The organism is Pseudomonas sp. AC083 (assembly GCF_979253165.1).
The window spans coordinates 458,186-473,433 of the sequence record NZ_CEEDDH010000003.1 but is presented as its reverse complement, the minus strand read 5'-3'; the positions used below and the strand labels follow the sequence as shown (position 1 = coordinate 473,433).

Here is a 15,248-nt window from a genome sequence, read left to right as displayed (position 1 = left end):
GTTATTTAACTGTAATCAAACGAAATCTGGTAGTCGCAGGTATTCAGAGTGATTTGATGTTGAAAGTACGGCTGAATGCTAGCTACCCACTTTTCGATGACGTTGAAGCCGCCATTATTGATGCTGCCTTCTACCGGAATACTCAGAGCCTTCAAAACTGATTCATCGTCCCCCAGATCTTTTGACGATTCCTCGCCCTGAATTTCTAGGGTTGCTGTGTCGTACCACTCCAGCCTCAATACCAGACCCATTTCTTCCTCGCAGATACTTTGATGTTGCTTTTATTTTTTGTTCTTCACATTGCTCGCTTACGGCTAATCGGGGCCGTTACATGTCAGTTGAAAGTAATAGCGTGAATCTGCGATTGATATCTGCATCAGTTTTTCAAAGGCTTGAACTTGATTCTGATTCAAATCGTAGCCTTCCCACCCTTGCTGCTTGGTCGTCCAACCCATAATCGACTTAATGTGCTCCGCATACTCTTTGGGTATTTCGGTTACCGATACTTGGTAATCAGTCTGCTTATCAAAAGCTTCTATCAAAAATCTCAAGGCTCAACGCTCCGTTTTTTTCCTTTCTTCGAGTTTTTATTCTTTTTTTTGTAGACGTGGGCTCACCAGTCGCTGGATCGAATTCCCCGATGTGGTTTCCCCGAGGATCATATTTTTCAATCGTTCCGTGCATGGAGTCCCATTCAAGAATATGCCCTTTGGCGGTTTTCCATCTTTTGCGTTTTGAACCACCGCCTTGGACTACTGTTTTACGGCCGACGATTCTGGCATCGGGAAAAGCTGGCAGTATGTCAGGCGGCGGATGATATTCGTGATCACCAGCGCGAGTACTGATAACGATGTAGACCGGTTTAATACTAGATCCGGCCGGAAACACCAAAATAAAGTCTTTGTACTCCGGCGGATAAACCGGATTCACCAATATTCCGTCCGCCGCCTTCGTCGGTGGATACACCCAGATATGCGGTGTCTGCGGTGCGGCCTCCAGCGCTGGAATGCCTAGAATGTCCGAGCCATCCACCGCCGGGGTCCAGAGCAGTTCGACGCCTTCACCGAGATCCGCAACGAACCGGTCGCCGCGCGCAGTGAATTGCACGACATCAACCATTTCCCAATCGCGGTTCTTACCGGTGTAGAAACCGTAACCCTTGAGGCTGCCATCGGCCTGTTGCTCGACGCGCAGGCGTACGCGGGTTCGAGCTTGTTTGAGTGTGTTCAGTTGCTCGTCGGTATAGAGCGCGCTGTCGCCCAGGCTTGACGGCATCAGCAGCGCAACGAGGCCCACCAAAGACGCAGCGGCTGCGCTTGATGCGAGCGCTGGCAGCGCTTCAAAAGCCGAACCTGCCAGGGCCAGACTGCCGAACCCGACCGGGATGACGTTGGCGCTGATTTTCTTGAAAGGAATGCCGCCGCTCGCGTCGGCTTCGCGCGCGCCGAGCAGAATCAGCTCGCCGTAATCCTTCAGGCTGTCGGTCGGCACCATGCCGGAAGGATTGCTGTAATCGATAATCGCATCCGGCAGCTTGCAGGACTTGGCGAATACACAGCCGGCACGCACGGCTTCAGGTTTGTTCGCAGCCACTTCACGGCTGCGCTCGAAAGCCTCCTGCCGCGCCAGCATCGCGTCGTAAGCGTTTTGCCCGGCTTCGCGCTCGGCCAGTTCTGCCGCCGTCATATACCGCCAGGTAACGTGATGTCCGTCGCCCTGCGGTGGGTTTTGCACCCGGGGAATGTCCTTGTTCCGCGCCACTGATCGTCCCTTCGTTCATCATCGACAGCCCCTCGAGAAGGGGCCGCACGACGTTATCGAAGCGGGGAAAGTGTGGCTGTAGGACGGGTCGCTAATGACGTGGGGATTGTTCTCTGCGTAACTGTAAGGCGAGGAATCTGTGGCGAGGGGCAAGCTCCCTCGCCACAGGGGTTATTGCAGTTGTGAATTCTTGCGACTCGCCGCCGCCGTCACCGCATAACCAATCACCGCCGCGAGGATCGAGCCGGTGAGGATGCCCATGCGATCCATGCCGGCGTAATCACTCACGCCCGGTTCGAAGGCCAGCGAGCCGACGAACAGGCTCATGGTGAAGCCTATGCCGCAGAGGATCGCGACGCCGAGGACCTGGCCCCAGTTGGCGCCTTGGGGCAGGGCGGCGATGCCGATCTTGACCGCCAGCCAGGTCAGGCCGAACACGCCGACGGTCTTGCCCAGCAGCAGGCCGATGGCGATGCCCATCGGTACGTCGTGGGTGAAGCTTTCGACGGTGACGCCGCTCAGCGACAGGCCAGCGTTGGCGAAGGCGAACAGCGGCAGGATGCCGTAGGCGACCCACGGGTGCAGCGCGTGTTCGAGGGTCAGCAGCGGCGACGATTCAGCGTTTTTCGTGCGCAGGGGAATGCAGAACGCCAGGGTCACGCCGGCCAGCGTCGCGTGGACACCGCTCTTGAGTACGCAGACCCAGAGGATCAGGCCGATGATCATGTACGGCCCGAGCTTGACCACGCCGAGCCGGTTCATCGCCACCAGCGCGGCAATGCACGCAGCCGCCAGGCCAAGGGACAGGGTCGAGAGTTCGCCGGAATAGAAGATTGCGATGATGACGATGGCGCCGAGGTCGTCGATGATCGCTAGGGTCATCAGGAACAGTTTCAGCGACACCGGCACGCGTTTGCCAAGCAGGGCCAATACGCCGAGGGCGAAGGCGATGTCGGTGGCGGTCGGAATGGCCCAGCCACTCAGGGCGGCGGGGTTGTCGCGATTGAGGAACCAGTAGATCAGCGCCGGCACCAGCATGCCGCCGATCGCCGCTGCGCCGGGCAGGACGATTTGCGAAGGCTTGGACAATTGGCCGTCGAGCACTTCGCGTTTGACTTCCAGACCGATCAGCAGGAAGAACATCGCCATCAGGCCGTCGTTGATCCACAGCAGCAGGGGTTTGGCGATTTTCAACGCACCGATCTGCGCCACCACAGGAGTGTCGAGCAGGCCGGTGTACAGCCACGACAGCGGTGAGTTGTTGATGATCAGCGCGAGAACGGCTGCGGCGATCAATAGCAGACCGCTGGCGGCTTCCAACTGAAAGAAACGCGTGAAAGTGCTACGCAGAGGCAAGGTCGCTCTCCATCGAATCAAGAAAAAGGTGAAACACCCTAACCCGTACCGTTAGTTGTTAAAACAAAAGTTATATTCTTTTTTGTTATATGTCGTTACAGGCTGTCTGGTACGGGCAGCACTGAGCCTAGCAGTTGCCTGACACATTGAGACTCAGCTGTATCTTTGCCGCCTGCGGGATTTTTCCTAAGCTTGCGGCAGACCTTTTTCAGAAGACCGATCTTCTGGCTGATTCAACGAGAACCGAAACCATGAGCGACAACCGACAGTGGGCACGCGAAGCCATCCGCATCATCGAGGCGGACTTCCAGCGCAGCGCCGACACCCACCTGATCCCTTTGCCGCTGCCCGGTTTTGCCGGCATCGAGTTGTATTTCAAGGACGAATCCAGCCACCCCACCGGCAGCCTCAAGCATCGCCTGGCCCGGTCGCTGTTCCTTTACGCGCTGTGTAACGGCTGGCTGAAACCCGGCGCGCCAGTGATCGAGGCATCCAGCGGCTCGACGGCGATCTCCGAAGCGTATTTCGCGCGCATGCTCGGTTTGCCGTTTATCGCGGTGATGCCGGCGACCACTTCGAAAGAGAAGATTGCCCAGATTGCCTTCTATGGCGGGCAGAGCCATCTGGTGCAGGATCCGACGCAGATCTACGCCGAATCCGAGCGCCTGGCCCGCGAGCATGGCGGTCACTTCATCGATCAGTTCACCTACGCCGAACGTGCCACCGACTGGCGAGCGAACAACAACATCGCCGAGTCGATCTTCCAGCAGATGCGCTACGAAAAACACCCTGAACCGACCTGGCTGATCTCCAGCCCCGGCACCGGCGGCACCACCGCGACCCTCGGCCGTTACGTGCGCTATCGCCAGCACTGCACCCGCGTGTTGTGTGCCGATGCCGAGCGTTCGGTGTTCTTCGATTTTTATCAGACGGGAGATGCCAGCCTGCGTCTGGATTGCGGTTCACGCATCGAAGGCATTGGCCGGCCTCGGGTGGAAGCGTCGTTCCTGCCCAAGGTGATCGATGCGATGGTCAAGGTGCCGGACGCCCTGTCCCTGGCGGCCATGCATTATCTGGCGCAGCGTTTGGGGCGGCATGTCGGCGGGTCGAGCGGGACCAATCTGATCGGTGCGCTGATGGCGGCGCAGCAGATGAAAGCGGCGGGGCAGTCGGGGTCGATCGTGGCGATCCTGTGCGATGGCGGCGAGCGTTATGCCGACACGTATTACGATCAGGCGTGGCTGAAAGCGCAAGGGTATGAACTGGGTGATTTGATTGCAGCGGTGGCGGCAAGTGCCGAGCGCGGGGAGGCGCTGCCGACCTCGGTGCTGCGCGCGAATATCTAAAGCCAAATGCAGAAACCACTGTGGGAGCGAGCCTGCTCGCGAAGGCGGAGTCACATTCAACAACTTCATTGAGTGACAGACCGCTTTCGCGAGCAGGCTCGCTCCCACAGGGTTTTGCGTTGTTGCGAACTTAGCGGATCAGGCGTCGAGGCCGAGAATATCGCGAGCCACTGCCTCGGCAATGCGAATCCCGTCAACACCCGCCGAGAGAATTCCGCCGGCATAGCCCGCGCCTTCACCGGCCGGGAACAGGCCTTTGACGTTCATGCTCTGCAGCGACTCGTTGCGGGTGATGCGCAGCGGCGATGAAGTGCGTGTCTCGATTCCGGTCAGCACAGCGTCGTGCAGGGAATAACCGCGAATCTGCTTCTCGAACGCCGGCAAGGCTTCACGGATCGCCTCAATGGCAAAGTCCGGCAGCGCCAAGGCCAGATCGCCCAGCGCCACGCCTGGCTTGTACGACGGCTCGACTTCGCCCAGTTCGGTCGATGGAATGTCGTTGATGAAGTCGCCAACCAGTTGCGCCGGGGCCTTGTAGTCACTGCCGCCAAGGATGAACGCGTGGGATTCCAGGCGCTCCTGCAACTCGATACCGGCGAGCGGGCCGCCCGGATAATCGACTTCCGGGGTGATGCCGACGACGATGCCGGAGTTGGCATTGCGCTCGTTACGCGAGTACTGGCTCATGCCGTTGGTGACCACGCGATTGGGCTCGGACGTTGCCGCGACCACGGTGCCGCCCGGGCACATGCAGAAGCTGTACACCGAACGCCCGTTCTTGGCGTGGTGCACCAGTTTGTAATCGGCAGCACCGAGTTTCGGGTGGCCGGCGTATTTGCCCAGGCGCGCGCGGTCGATCAGCGACTGCGGGTGCTCGATGCGGAAACCCACCGAGAACGGCTTGGCTTCCATGAACACGCCACGGCTGTGGAGCATGCGGAAGGTGTCGCGGGCGCTGTGGCCGAGGGCCAGAACCACATGCTTCGAATGCAGGGTTTCGCCGCTGGCCAGTTGTACTCCGACCAGTTGGCCGTCTTCGATCAGCACGTCGCTGACGCGCTCCCCGAAGCGCACTTCACCGCCCAGTTCGCGGATCTGCTCGCGCATGTTTTCGACCATACCGGTGAGGCGGAACGTACCGATGTGCGGCTTGCTGACGTAGAGAATTTCTTCCGGCGCGCCGGCCTTGACGAACTCGTGCAGGACTTTGCGGCCGAGGAATTTCGGGTCCTTGATCTGGCTGTACAGCTTGCCGTCGGAGAACGTGCCCGCGCCGCCTTCGCCAAACTGTACGTTGGACTCGGGATTGAGCACGCTTTTGCGCCACAGGCCCCAGGTGTCCTTGGTGCGTTGACGGACTTCGGTGCCGCGCTCGAGAATGATCGGTTTGAAGCCCATCTGCGCCAGCAGCAGGCCGGCGAAGATGCCGCACGGGCCGAAACCGACGACGATCGGTCGCTGGCCGAGATCGCTCGGTGCCTGGCCGACGAATTTGTAGCTGACATCCGGCGCCACGTTGACGTTACGGTCGTCGGCGAACTTGCCCAACACTCTGGCCTCGTCGCGTACGTTGAGGTCGATGGTGTAGATGAAGCACAGCTCGGAGGACTTTTTGCGCGCGTCATAGCTGCGCTTGAACAAGGTGAAATCGAGCAGATCATCGCTGGCGATGCCCAGGCGTTGCACGATGGCGACGCGCAGGTCTTCTTCGGGATGGTCGATTGGCAGCTTGAGTTCAGTGATTCGTAACATGGCGGGGATCCGGATTCGCGGGGCGCACAACTGCGCCAGGGCGTTTGAAGGCGGCGATTATAAGCCGCCGCGAGCGGATCCGTGGGGGAAAAACGATCAGTCGTTACGCGCGCCGCCGAAATAGCCGCAGCCGCGCTGCACCTGACCGTCGATACGCAACTCGGCGCTCATGTGCTGCACGCTGCCGGTGCTGCTGTCGACGCAGCGCTGTGGCGCGACCCACAATTCGATGCGCTGGTTGTTGGCTTCGCTGCTGAGATTGAAGCGGCCGTCGCCCAGTTGCTCTTCCACATACGGCACGGCCAGCGGCGGCTGGCCGTCGCGCTCGATGACCATGCCTTTGCCGCTGACCTTGACGTTCCATTCCGGGCCATGACCGGCGGCGCGCAGGATCAGCAGTTTGAAATTCGGGTCGTCGCAGGCCGTGCCCGAGCGCTCGACGCGATACAACTGGCCGAGGTCGAGGCGGTCGCCGGAGACCTTGCCGCGCACATCGGCAAACAGCTTGCCCTGCTCGTCGGCGAGGGTGGCGGCTTCTTGCAGAACGCTGGTGCCGCCGATGTCGTTGACCACCAGTTGCCGCTGATCCTGGCACGGCTGGAACACCAGTTTGCCGTCGGCGGCGGTCAGTTGCCCCTGCATTCGCGTCTGCCCGGCATGAGACACACTTTCACGCTGGCCGTCGAACAACTGGCAGGCGGCAAACAACGGCAGCAGGGCAACGAGGACGATCGAACGGGCAACACGCATCTTTGGCTCTCCAGACAAGTGCTGCCACGTTACGCAGCCTGACCGTTCATCACAAGGGCCTTAACCCACGTGAAACGTCTGCCCTGTTTGCAGGCCTTCGACACTTTTCGCGTAAGCCAATGCCACTTCCGCTGCAGGAACCGGCTTGAAGCCACGGAAGTAGGGCGCGTATTTGCCCAGGGCTTCCGTCAGCACGGTCGGGCTCACCGAGTTCACCCGCACGCCACGCGGCAGTTCGATGGCGGCGGCGCGGACGAAGCTGTCGAGGGCGCCGTTGACCAGCGCTGCCGAGGCGCCGCTGCGAATCGGGTCGTGGCTGAGCACGCCGGTGGTAAAGGTGAACGAGGCGCCGTCATTGGCGTACTCGCGGCCGATCAGCAGCAGGTTGACCTGGCCCATCAGCTTGTCTTTCAGGCCGAGGGCGAAGCTGTCCCCAGTCATCTCGTCGAGCGCTGCAAAAGTCACGTTGCCCGCCGCGCAGATCAGCGCATCGAACTTGCCGGTCTGTTCGAACAGCTTGCGGATCGACGCGCTGTCGCTGATATCCACCTGCAAGTCACCGCTGTTGCGACCGATACGAATGACCTCGTGGCGTTGCGACAACTCTTTGTCCACCGCCGAACCGATGGTGCCGCCTGCGCCTATCAACAGAATTTTCATCGAGCTGTACCTCATGTGTGTGAATGAGGTTTCAGTCTAAAGTGGTTTTTTCTCCGGATAAGCGCACTAATAGGCAACCTTTGGTTTTCAAATGGAAACAATCCATGAGCGAAATGGATGACCTTGCCGCGTTTGCCGTGCTGATCGAAGCCGGCAGTTTTACCCTGGCCGCGCAGCAGTTGGGCTGCAGCAAGGGCCAACTCTCCAAGCGCATCAGCCAGCTCGAAGCGCAATTCAGTGTGGTGCTGCTGCAACGCACGACCCGACGCTTGAGCCTGACGGCGGCGGGGGCGGCGCTGCTGCCGCAGGCTCAGGCGCTGGTGGTTCAGGTCGAACGCGCGCGGCAGGCGTTGGCGCGGTTGAAGGACGACATGGCCGGCCCCGTGCGCATGACGGTTCCGGTGTCGCTCGGCGAGACCTTCTTCGATGGCTTGCTGCTGGAGTTTTCCGGGCAATACCCCGAGGTGCAAATCGAGCTGGAGCTGAACAACAGTTATCGCGATCTGTCGCGCGATGGCTTTGATCTGGCGATTCGCGCCGAAGTGGCCAATGACGATCGGCTGGTGGCCAAGCCGCTGTTGGCGTGGCACGAAATGACCTGCGCCAGCCCGGCCTACCTCGAGCGCTTCGGCGAGCCGGCGACGCCCCATGCCTTGGCCGAGCATCGTTGCCTGCTCAACAGCCATTACAGCGGCCGCGAAGAATGGCTGTATCACCAGCAGCACGAGTTGTTGCGGGTGCGGGTTTCGGGTCCGTTTGCCAGCAATCACTACAGCCTGTTGAAGAAAGCAGCGCTGTCCGGCGCCGGCATCGCCCGTTTGCCGTCGTATCTGCTGCAAGCGGAACTGGCGGACGGCCGCTTGCGCTGGTTGCTGCGCGATTACCAGACCCGACGCATGCCGATGTATCTGGTGCACCCGTATCAGGGTGGATTGCCCAAGCGCACGCAGGTGTTGGCGGATTATCTGATGGGCTGGTTCAAGCGCAGTGGCGAGGCGCTGGATCGACTGCAGCGCTGATGTGATTTCCCTGTGGGAGCGAGCCTGCTCGCGAATGCGTCAGTTCAGTCGATACCGATGTTGAATGACACACCGCTTTCGCGAGCAGGCTCGCTCCCACGGGGGTGATTATTTGGCGAAACGGCGCGCGATCATCTGATCGATCGACAACCTGCCCGGCCCGGTCGCCATCAGGTACAGCAACACCGCCGCCCAGGTGCCGTGGGTGGGGTAGGCATCCGGGTAGACGAACAATTGAATGGTCAGGGTCATGCCAAGCAATGCCAGCGCTGAAAACCGTGTGGCAAGACCGAGCAGAATCAACAGCGGAAACACATGCTCGGCAAAAGCCGCCAGATGCGCGGCAGTTTCCGGCGAGAGCAGCGGCACGTCGTACTCGCTCTGAAACAGCGGAATCGTCGAGTCGGCCAAGCGTGGCCAGCCCAGTTCAAAGGTGCCGTCAATCAAATCCACGGCCAGTCCTTCGACCTTGGTTTGCCCGGATTTCCAGAACACCGCAGCGATGGAAAAACGCGCGATGAGGGCGATCAGGCTGTGCGGGATTTTTTCCAACAGCGCAATGACGCGCAAGACCAAAGCGTTCATGGCAACTCCTTGTAATTCAGACGGGTAATCGCGTTGTGCGCAATCAGTAAGGCGAGGGTTTGGGCGAGATCGAACGGCGGGCTGTTTTCTGCCGCCGCGAGCAGTGGCGAGCCCTGGAGCAGATGACCAATGAACACGCTCGCACCCGGTTCAAGAGCGAACACCTCAACGTCGAGACCATTGCGCAGCACCAGGGCGTGCTGGCCTTGATTCAGGCCAATGCCCGCCAGAGTTGGCTCCTGCTGATGCGCGGCCCAGATCGCCACGACCGCAAAAGCAGAGTCGAGCAGGTGCAGCGAGGGATGCAGTTCGAAACACAGTTCAGTCAGCGACTGCGGATCGGCCAGCGCGGCACTGACTTGTTCGGGCCGGATCGGCTGCGCATCAGCGGCGTGGTAGGCAACAGTACGCAAGTGCTCCAGTCGCGCGACGTCAGCGACATAAGGCACGCCGGCAATGGGTTCGAATTGTGCGATGAAGTCGGCAAAGTGCTCGCCATAGCGGCTCATCAACGGACTGTGTGGCGGCTGACTCTGGACGAAAATCGCCGCCATGGCGCGAAAGAACTCCTCGCCGACCAATTGCAGCACCACCGGATAGCTGTCGGCCAGGGCATTGATCAGCGAGCTTTGCACGTTGTTGCGATAGACCGCGAAACGCCGCGACGGATCGGCGCCGTTGCGGCTGCACAGGCCCTTGGGACACGGCAGTTGCGCATTGAGCAGGGCGGCGGCGAAATCCGCTTGCGTGCTCATGCCGCACGCTCCGCGTGGCGCAACAGCGTCTCGGCTTGCTGCGCTTCGGCGAGCAAAACGTCGAAGGCCGGCACCTGATTGTCACGTTCGATCAGCGTCGCCACCGGGCCGATACGGCGCAGCACTTGCCGGTACAGATCCCAAACGGCCTGATCAACCGGCGCGCCGTGATCGTCGATCAGCAAGCGATCGCCGAGGTTGTCGCAATCTTCAGCGAAGCCGGCCAGATGAATCTCGCCGACCGCGTGCAGCGGTAACGCATCAAGGTAGGCCAAAGTTTCGCGCTGATGATTGATGCACGACACGTAGACATTATTGACGTCGAGCAACAAGCCGCAGCCGCTGCGGCGGATTACTTCGGCGATGAACTCGGCCTCGTCGATCGTCGAGTGCTCAAACCCCAGATAGGTCGCCGGGTTCTCCAGCAGCATCGGTCGTTTCAGAGTGTTCTGCACCTGGTCGATGTGCGCACAGACGCGGTTCAGCGTCGGCGTGTCGTAAGCCAGTGGCAGCAGGTCATTGAGGAACACCGGGCCGTGGCTCGACCATGCCAGATGTTCGGAAAAGGCTTGCGGTTGATAGTGCTCGATCAGCTCGGCGAGGCGTTTGAGGTGCTGGCTGTCCAGCGGGCCTTCGCCACCGATCGACAGGCCCACGCCGTGCAATGACAGCGGGTACTGCTCGCGGATCAGACCGAGAAAATGATGAAACGGGCCGCCGGCCACCATGTAGTTTTCGGCGTGGACTTCGAAGAAACCGAGGTCCGGAACGGAGCCGAGCACTTCGAGGAAGTGCCCGGTCTTGAGCCCCAGCCCGGCGCGGGCAGGAAGCTCGGTGCGAGCTGCCTGAGTGCGCGGCAGGGACGGTTCGTGATGGCTGAACATGGGCGTCACTCAGGCAGGCCGTGGATCAGGACTTGGCTTTGAAGGTTTCGAGCTGACCGAAACCGGTCGGCGAGGTTTTGCTTTCGGTGGTGGCGCAGGTGCCTTTCGGAACGAGCTTCCAGGCGTTGGCCTGATAGTCCATTTTCGCCGTGCCGGCGCAGGTAGTACCGGCACCTGCGGCGCAATCGTTCTTGCCCTTCATGGCCACGCCGAAGCATTTTTCCATGTTGGCATCGGCGGCCTGGGCGGTGGAGACAGTGGCGATGCTCAGAGCGGAACCGAGGGCCAGAACCAGGGCGGTAGCGGACAGGGTACGGGTAGTCGCAGTCATGATGTTTCTCCAGGTTTTATCAGGGTTTCTGCAAGCGGTTTGCGCTTGCTTGTCCCTCTAGAGAACGGGTGCGGGGATGCGTTACAGGTGGGGCGAGAAATTTATGAAAAATTTCGGATTCAGCTGTATCCCTGTGGGAGCGAGCCTGCTCGCGAAGGCGGTGTGACATTCAACATTATTGGTGCGTGATACATCGCTTTCGCGAGCAGGCTCGCTCCCACAGAGGATCGGTGTTTATCGTTTGGGCATAAAAAACGGCCCGAAGGCCGTTTTTTTGTGCAGCGATAACACTCAACCGCCGAGGTACGCCTCGCGTACTTTCGGGTCGGTCAGCAGCGCTTCACCGGTGCCTTGCATGACCACGCGGCCGTTCTCCAGAACGTAGGCGCGGTCAGCGATTTTCAGTGCCTGGTTGGCGTTCTGCTCGACCAGGAACACCGTCACACCGTCCTTGCGCAGCTGTTCGATGATGTCGAAGATCTGCTGGATGATGATCGGCGCCAGACCCAGCGACGGCTCGTCGAGCAGCAGCAGCTTGGGCTTGCTCATCAGCGCGCGGCCGATAGCGAGCATTTGCTGTTCGCCGCCGGACATGGTGCCGCCGCGCTGGTTGAAGCGCTCTTTCAGGCGTGGGAAAAGTCCGAGGACCTTGTCCATCTGTTCCTGATAGTCGCCCTTGTCGGTGAAAAATCCGCCCATCGACAGGTTTTCTTCAACGGTCAGACGGGCAAACACTCGACGACCTTCCGGGACCACGGCGATGCTCTTGCGCATGATCTGCGACGAGTCCTGGCCGACCAGTTCCTCACCCATGTAGCGGATGCTGCCGCTGTGCGCCTGCGGCGAACCGCAGAGTGTCATCAGCAGCGTGGATTTGCCGGCACCGTTGGCGCCGATCAGCGTCACGATCTCGCCCTGACGGACTTCGACGTTGACGCTGTGCAGGGCCTGGATCTTGCCGTAGAAGGTGGAAACGTTTTCGAACTGCAGCATTTACGCTTCCCCCAGGTAGGCTTTGATCACTTCAGGATTGTCGCGGATCTGTTCCGGCGTGCCGTCGGCCAACGGTGTGCCCTGGTTGATCACGACGATGTGGTCGGAAATGCTCATGACCAGCTTCATGTCGTGTTCGATCAGCAGCACGGTGACGTTGTGCTCTTCGCGCAACACACCGATCAGCGCCTTGAGGTCTTCGGTTTCCTTCGGGTTCAGGCCAGCGGCCGGTTCGTCGAGCATGAGGATCCGCGGACGGGTCATCATGCAGCGGGCGATTTCCAGACGCCGTTGCTGACCGTAGGCCAGGGTGCCGGCGGTACGGTTGGCGAACTCTTTGAGGTTGACCTTTTCCAGCCAGTACTCGGCAAATTCCATGGCCTCGCGCTCGCTTTTGCGGAACGCCGGGGTCTTGAACAGGCCGGACAGGAAGTTGGTGTTCAAGTGACGGTGCTGGGCGATCAACAGGTTCTCGACCGCAGTCATGTCCTTGAACAAACGCACGTTCTGGAAGGTCCGCACCACGCCTTTGAGGGCGATCTTGTGGCCCGGCAGGCCCTGGATCGGCTCGCCGTCGAGCAGGATGCTGCCGCCGGTAGGCTGATAGAAGCCGGTCAGGCAGTTGAACACGGTGGTCTTGCCGGCGCCGTTCGGGCCGATCAGGGCAACCACCTGTTTTTCCTTGACGGTCAGCGCCACGCCGTTGACCGCGAGCAAGCCGCCGAAGCGCATGCTCAGATTTTCGACTTTAAGGATCTCGCGGCTCATTTGCGCAACTCCATGTGTGGGCGTTGCATCGGCAGCAGACCTTGTGGACGCCAGATCATCATCAGCACCATCAGCGCACCGAACATCAACATGCGGTATTCGCTGAACTCACGCATCATTTCCGGCAACAGGATCATCACGATCGCCGCCAGAATCACACCCAGTTGCGAGCCCATGCCACCCAATACGACGATGGCGAGGATGATCGCCGACTCGATGAAGGTGAACGACTCCGGGGTCACCAGACCCTGGCGCGCGGCGAAGAAGCTGCCGGCGAAACCGGCGAACGCAGCACCCAGGGTGAACGCGGAGAGCTTGATCACGGTCGGGTTCAGGCCCAACGCGCGGCAGGCGATTTCGTCTTCACGCAGTGCTTCCCACGCACGGCCGATCGGCATGCGCAGCAGACGGTTGATCACGAACAGCGCGGCCAGTGCGAGCAACAGCGCAACCAGGTAAAGGAAGATCACCTTGTTGATCGAGTTGTATTGCAGGCCGAAATACTCGTGGAACGTCTGCAGGCCTTCGGCGGCTTTGCGCTCGAAGGTCAGGCCGAAGAACGTCGGTTTTTCGATGTTGCTGATGCCGTTCGGGCCACCGGTGATGTCGGTCAGGTTACGCAGGAACAGACGGATGATCTCGCCGAAACCCAAGGTCACGATCGCCAGATAGTCGCCGCGCAGACGCAACACCGGGAAGCCCAGCAGGAAGCCGAACGTCGCCGCCATCAGGCCGGCAATCGGCAGGCAGATCCAGAAGCTCAAGCCGTAGTAATGCGACAGCAGCGCGTAGCTGTAGGCGCCGACGGCGTAGAAACCGACGTACCCCAGATCAAGCAGACCGGCCAGACCGACAACGATGTTCAGGCCCAGGCCGAGCATCACGTAGATCAGGATCAGCGTTGCGATATCCACCGCGCCACGGGAGCCGAAGAACGGCCAGACCAGGGCGATCAGAATCAGCGCAATGATGAAATAGCGCTGGGTGGTCGGCAGGGTCAGGAAGTTGCTGGCCTTGGCCGGGATCAGCGGCATGCCCGGCGAGGAGCGCCAGGCCTTGCTGATCTGCTGGTTGAACAGCACGCGCAGGAACATCAGCACCGAGCAGATCGCGATGGTTGCGAGTACCGCAGGGCTGGTGTTGTGCACTTCCAGATTGATGCCGACGATGGTCAGTTTCAGACCCAGTACCGGGTAGGCCACCGCCCACACCAGCAAGGCACTGAACAGTGCCTGTTTAAGATTCCTAGTCATACTTTCTCAACCTCCGGACGGCCCAGAATGCCGGTCGGACGGAACAACAGCACGAGAACCAGCAGGCCGAACGCAACGACGTCCTTGTACTGGTCGCCGAAGATATCGGCACCGAACGCTTCCGCTACACCGAGCACCAGGCCGCCGAGCATTGCCCCGGGGATGCTGCCGATGCCGCCCAGTACCGCAGCGGTGAAGGCCTTGAGGCCGACGAGGAAACCGGCGTTCGGGTTGATCACGCCGTATTGCATGCTCAGCAGCACCGCAGCGACCGCCGCCAGCGCAGCACCGATGACGAAGGTCAGGGCGATGATGTTGTTGGTGTTGATGCCGAGCAGGTTGGCCATCTTGATGTCCTCGGCACAGGCGCGGCAGGCGCGGCCCAGGCGGGAACGGGAGATGAACAGGGTCAGGCCGAGCATGGCGATCAGGGTAACCACGAACACCACGATCTGCATGTAGGAAATCAGCACTTCTTGTGCACCACCCGGACCGAAGGCGAAGTTGCCCGGGATCAGGTTGGGGATAGCTTTGTCCTTGGAGTCTTGCGCCAGCAGAACGGTGTTCTGCAGGAAGATCGACATACCGATGGCAGAAATCAGCGGGATCAGACGGTTGCTGCCGCGCAGGGGGCGGTAGGCGATCCGTTCGATGCTGTAACCGTAGGAACTGGTGACGACGATGCTGGCGATGAACGCCGCGGTCATCAACAGCGGGACACTGTCGAGTCCCATCATGGTCAGCCCGGCGATAGCGATGAAGGCCACGTAGGAACCGATCATGTACACCTCGCCGTGGGCGAAGTTGATCATTCCAATGATGCCGTAGACCATCGTGTAGCCGATGGCGATCAGGGCATACATGCTGCCAACGTTGAGGCCGTTAACCAGCTGTTGGAAGAAGTGATAGAGGTCAGGCATTACAGCGCTCCTAAAAACCTGTACGCATTTCACTGGTGGAGTCATTTTCCCGCCCGGCCCCGTGGATCTCTATCCACTTCGAATCCGAGTTTTGCCAGCGAACCGCTGATGACGG

General features: G+C 60.2%; 17 protein-coding genes. 2 read left to right on the top strand and 15 right to left on the bottom strand.

Translation table 11 applies throughout. The annotated features are described in order from the left end of the window. Window positions 1–5 precede the first annotated feature (5 nt). The 4 genes from AC0IXA_RS08375 to nhaA all read right to left on the bottom strand — a co-directional run bounded on the left by AC0IXA_RS08375 (window position 6) and on the right by nhaA (window position 3,117). Window positions 6–251 carry a colicin E3-like toxin immunity protein gene (locus AC0IXA_RS08375; protein ID WP_471812576.1) on the bottom strand — a complete coding sequence of 82 codons (246 nt, stop codon included), beginning with the start codon at window positions 249–251 and terminating at the stop codon, window positions 6–8. A gap of 63 nt (window positions 252–314) precedes the next feature. Next, window positions 315–542, bottom strand: coding sequence for a DUF7683 domain-containing protein (locus AC0IXA_RS08370; protein ID WP_460160179.1), 228 nt, complete (start codon window positions 540–542; stop codon window positions 315–317). Continuing rightward, window positions 526–1,761 (bottom strand): S-type pyocin domain-containing protein, encoded by a 1,236-nt coding sequence (locus AC0IXA_RS08365; RefSeq protein ID WP_471812574.1) that lies wholly within the window; start codon window positions 1,759–1,761, stop codon window positions 526–528. The genes AC0IXA_RS08370 and AC0IXA_RS08365 overlap by 17 nt, the downstream gene beginning before the upstream one ends. A 171-nt stretch (window positions 1,762–1,932) precedes the next feature. After that, entirely contained in the window at window positions 1,933–3,117 is a 1,185-nt protein-coding gene (gene nhaA, locus AC0IXA_RS08360; RefSeq protein ID WP_122505756.1) for a Na+/H+ antiporter NhaA, read from the bottom strand. Window positions 3,118–3,368: 251 nt separating this feature from the next. On the opposite strand from nhaA, the gene AC0IXA_RS08355 reads away from it, so the two are divergent. Beyond that, window positions 3,369–4,463 (top strand): PLP-dependent cysteine synthase family protein, encoded by a 1,095-nt coding sequence (locus tag AC0IXA_RS08355; protein ID WP_341638635.1) that lies wholly within the window; start codon window positions 3,369–3,371, stop codon window positions 4,461–4,463. Window positions 4,464–4,601: 138 nt separating this feature from the next. Here the strand turns inward: AC0IXA_RS08355 and AC0IXA_RS08350 are convergent, their stop codons facing one another. From AC0IXA_RS08350 to AC0IXA_RS08340, 3 genes are all read right to left on the bottom strand, one after another. Then, window positions 4,602–6,215 (bottom strand): NAD(P)/FAD-dependent oxidoreductase, encoded by a 1,614-nt coding sequence (locus tag AC0IXA_RS08350; RefSeq protein WP_471812572.1) that lies wholly within the window; start codon window positions 6,213–6,215, stop codon window positions 4,602–4,604. Between the two features lie 96 nt (window positions 6,216–6,311). Then, window positions 6,312–6,965, bottom strand: a complete 654-nt coding sequence (locus tag AC0IXA_RS08345) for a COG3650 family protein (RefSeq protein ID WP_471812570.1) — start codon at window positions 6,963–6,965, stop codon at window positions 6,312–6,314. Window positions 6,966–7,025: 60 nt separating this feature from the next. Beyond that, the gene (locus AC0IXA_RS08340) at window positions 7,026–7,625 is read right to left on the bottom strand and encodes a short chain dehydrogenase (protein ID WP_471812568.1); all 600 of its coding nucleotides are present in this window, start codon (window positions 7,623–7,625) and stop codon (window positions 7,026–7,028) included. Between the two features lie 104 nt (window positions 7,626–7,729). On the opposite strand from AC0IXA_RS08340, the gene AC0IXA_RS08335 reads away from it, so the two are divergent. Beyond that, window positions 7,730–8,644 (top strand): LysR family transcriptional regulator, encoded by a 915-nt coding sequence (locus AC0IXA_RS08335; protein ID WP_136492099.1) that lies wholly within the window; start codon window positions 7,730–7,732, stop codon window positions 8,642–8,644. A 108-nt stretch (window positions 8,645–8,752) separates the two neighbouring features. Here AC0IXA_RS08335 and AC0IXA_RS08330 read toward each other — a convergent pair whose 3' ends face one another. The 8 genes from AC0IXA_RS08330 to livH form a co-directional block, all read right to left on the bottom strand. Then, entirely contained in the window at window positions 8,753–9,229 is a 477-nt protein-coding gene (locus tag AC0IXA_RS08330; RefSeq protein WP_471812566.1) for a DoxX family protein, read from the bottom strand. Further along, entirely contained in the window at window positions 9,226–9,984 is a 759-nt protein-coding gene (locus AC0IXA_RS08325; protein ID WP_471812564.1) for an HvfC/BufC N-terminal domain-containing protein, read from the bottom strand. Before AC0IXA_RS08325 ends, AC0IXA_RS08330 begins: the two co-directional genes overlap by 4 nt. Further along, complete coding sequence (gene bufB, locus AC0IXA_RS08320) at window positions 9,981–10,868, bottom strand: MNIO family bufferin maturase (protein ID WP_471812562.1); 888 nt, start codon at window positions 10,866–10,868, stop codon at window positions 9,981–9,983. Before bufB ends, AC0IXA_RS08325 begins: the two co-directional genes overlap by 4 nt. Before the next feature lie 25 nt (window positions 10,869–10,893). Continuing rightward, window positions 10,894–11,199 carry a BufA1 family periplasmic bufferin-type metallophore gene (locus tag AC0IXA_RS08315; RefSeq protein ID WP_471812560.1) on the bottom strand — a complete coding sequence of 102 codons (306 nt, stop codon included), beginning with the start codon at window positions 11,197–11,199 and terminating at the stop codon, window positions 10,894–10,896. Between the two features lie 291 nt (window positions 11,200–11,490). Further along, window positions 11,491–12,192 (bottom strand): ABC transporter ATP-binding protein, encoded by a 702-nt coding sequence (locus AC0IXA_RS08310; RefSeq protein WP_003222380.1) that lies wholly within the window; start codon window positions 12,190–12,192, stop codon window positions 11,491–11,493. Beyond that, on the bottom strand, window positions 12,193–12,960 hold the full coding sequence (livG, locus tag AC0IXA_RS08305) for a high-affinity branched-chain amino acid ABC transporter ATP-binding protein LivG (RefSeq protein ID WP_016771357.1): 768 nt from the start codon (window positions 12,958–12,960) through the stop codon (window positions 12,193–12,195). Continuing rightward, entirely contained in the window at window positions 12,957–14,213 is a 1,257-nt protein-coding gene (locus AC0IXA_RS08300) for a high-affinity branched-chain amino acid ABC transporter permease LivM (protein WP_016771356.1), read from the bottom strand. Before AC0IXA_RS08300 ends, livG begins: the two co-directional genes overlap by 4 nt. Beyond that, a complete protein-coding gene (gene livH, locus AC0IXA_RS08295) occupies window positions 14,210–15,133 on the bottom strand; it encodes a high-affinity branched-chain amino acid ABC transporter permease LivH (RefSeq protein ID WP_016771355.1) in 924 nt (307 codons plus the stop codon). The genes AC0IXA_RS08300 and livH overlap by 4 nt, the downstream gene beginning before the upstream one ends. Window positions 15,134–15,248: the final 115 nt, after the last annotated feature.

What these genes read in the sequence shown, in the direction of transcription:
- AC0IXA_RS08310 (WP_003222380.1), bottom strand. Translation starts at nt 12,192, where the DNA reads ATGCTGCAGTTCGAAAACGTTTCCACCTTCTACGGCAAGATCCAGGCC.
- AC0IXA_RS08340 (WP_471812568.1), bottom strand. Translation starts at nt 7,625, where the DNA reads ATGAAAATTCTGTTGATAGGCGCAGGCGGCACCATCGGTTCGGCGGTG.
- AC0IXA_RS08350 (WP_471812572.1), bottom strand. Translation starts at nt 6,215, where the DNA reads ATGTTACGAATCACTGAACTCAAGCTGCCAATCGACCATCCCGAAGAA.
- bufB (WP_471812562.1), bottom strand. Translation starts at nt 10,868, where the DNA reads ATGTTCAGCCATCACGAACCGTCCCTGCCGCGCACTCAGGCAGCTCGC.
- AC0IXA_RS08300 (WP_016771356.1), bottom strand. Translation starts at nt 14,213, where the DNA reads ATGACTAGGAATCTTAAACAGGCACTGTTCAGTGCCTTGCTGGTGTGG.
- AC0IXA_RS08315 (WP_471812560.1), bottom strand. Translation starts at nt 11,199, where the DNA reads ATGACTGCGACTACCCGTACCCTGTCCGCTACCGCCCTGGTTCTGGCC.
- AC0IXA_RS08355 (WP_341638635.1), top strand. Translation starts at nt 3,369, where the DNA reads ATGAGCGACAACCGACAGTGGGCACGCGAAGCCATCCGCATCATCGAG.
- AC0IXA_RS08330 (WP_471812566.1), bottom strand. Translation starts at nt 9,229, where the DNA reads ATGAACGCTTTGGTCTTGCGCGTCATTGCGCTGTTGGAAAAAATCCCG.
- AC0IXA_RS08345 (WP_471812570.1), bottom strand. Translation starts at nt 6,965, where the DNA reads ATGCGTGTTGCCCGTTCGATCGTCCTCGTTGCCCTGCTGCCGTTGTTT.
- livH (WP_016771355.1), bottom strand. Translation starts at nt 15,133, where the DNA reads ATGCCTGACCTCTATCACTTCTTCCAACAGCTGGTTAACGGCCTCAAC.
- livG (WP_016771357.1), bottom strand. Translation starts at nt 12,960, where the DNA reads ATGAGCCGCGAGATCCTTAAAGTCGAAAATCTGAGCATGCGCTTCGGC.
- AC0IXA_RS08335 (WP_136492099.1), top strand. Translation starts at nt 7,730, where the DNA reads ATGAGCGAAATGGATGACCTTGCCGCGTTTGCCGTGCTGATCGAAGCC.
- AC0IXA_RS08375 (WP_471812576.1), bottom strand. Translation starts at nt 251, where the DNA reads ATGGGTCTGGTATTGAGGCTGGAGTGGTACGACACAGCAACCCTAGAA.
- AC0IXA_RS08325 (WP_471812564.1), bottom strand. Translation starts at nt 9,984, where the DNA reads ATGAGCACGCAAGCGGATTTCGCCGCCGCCCTGCTCAATGCGCAACTG.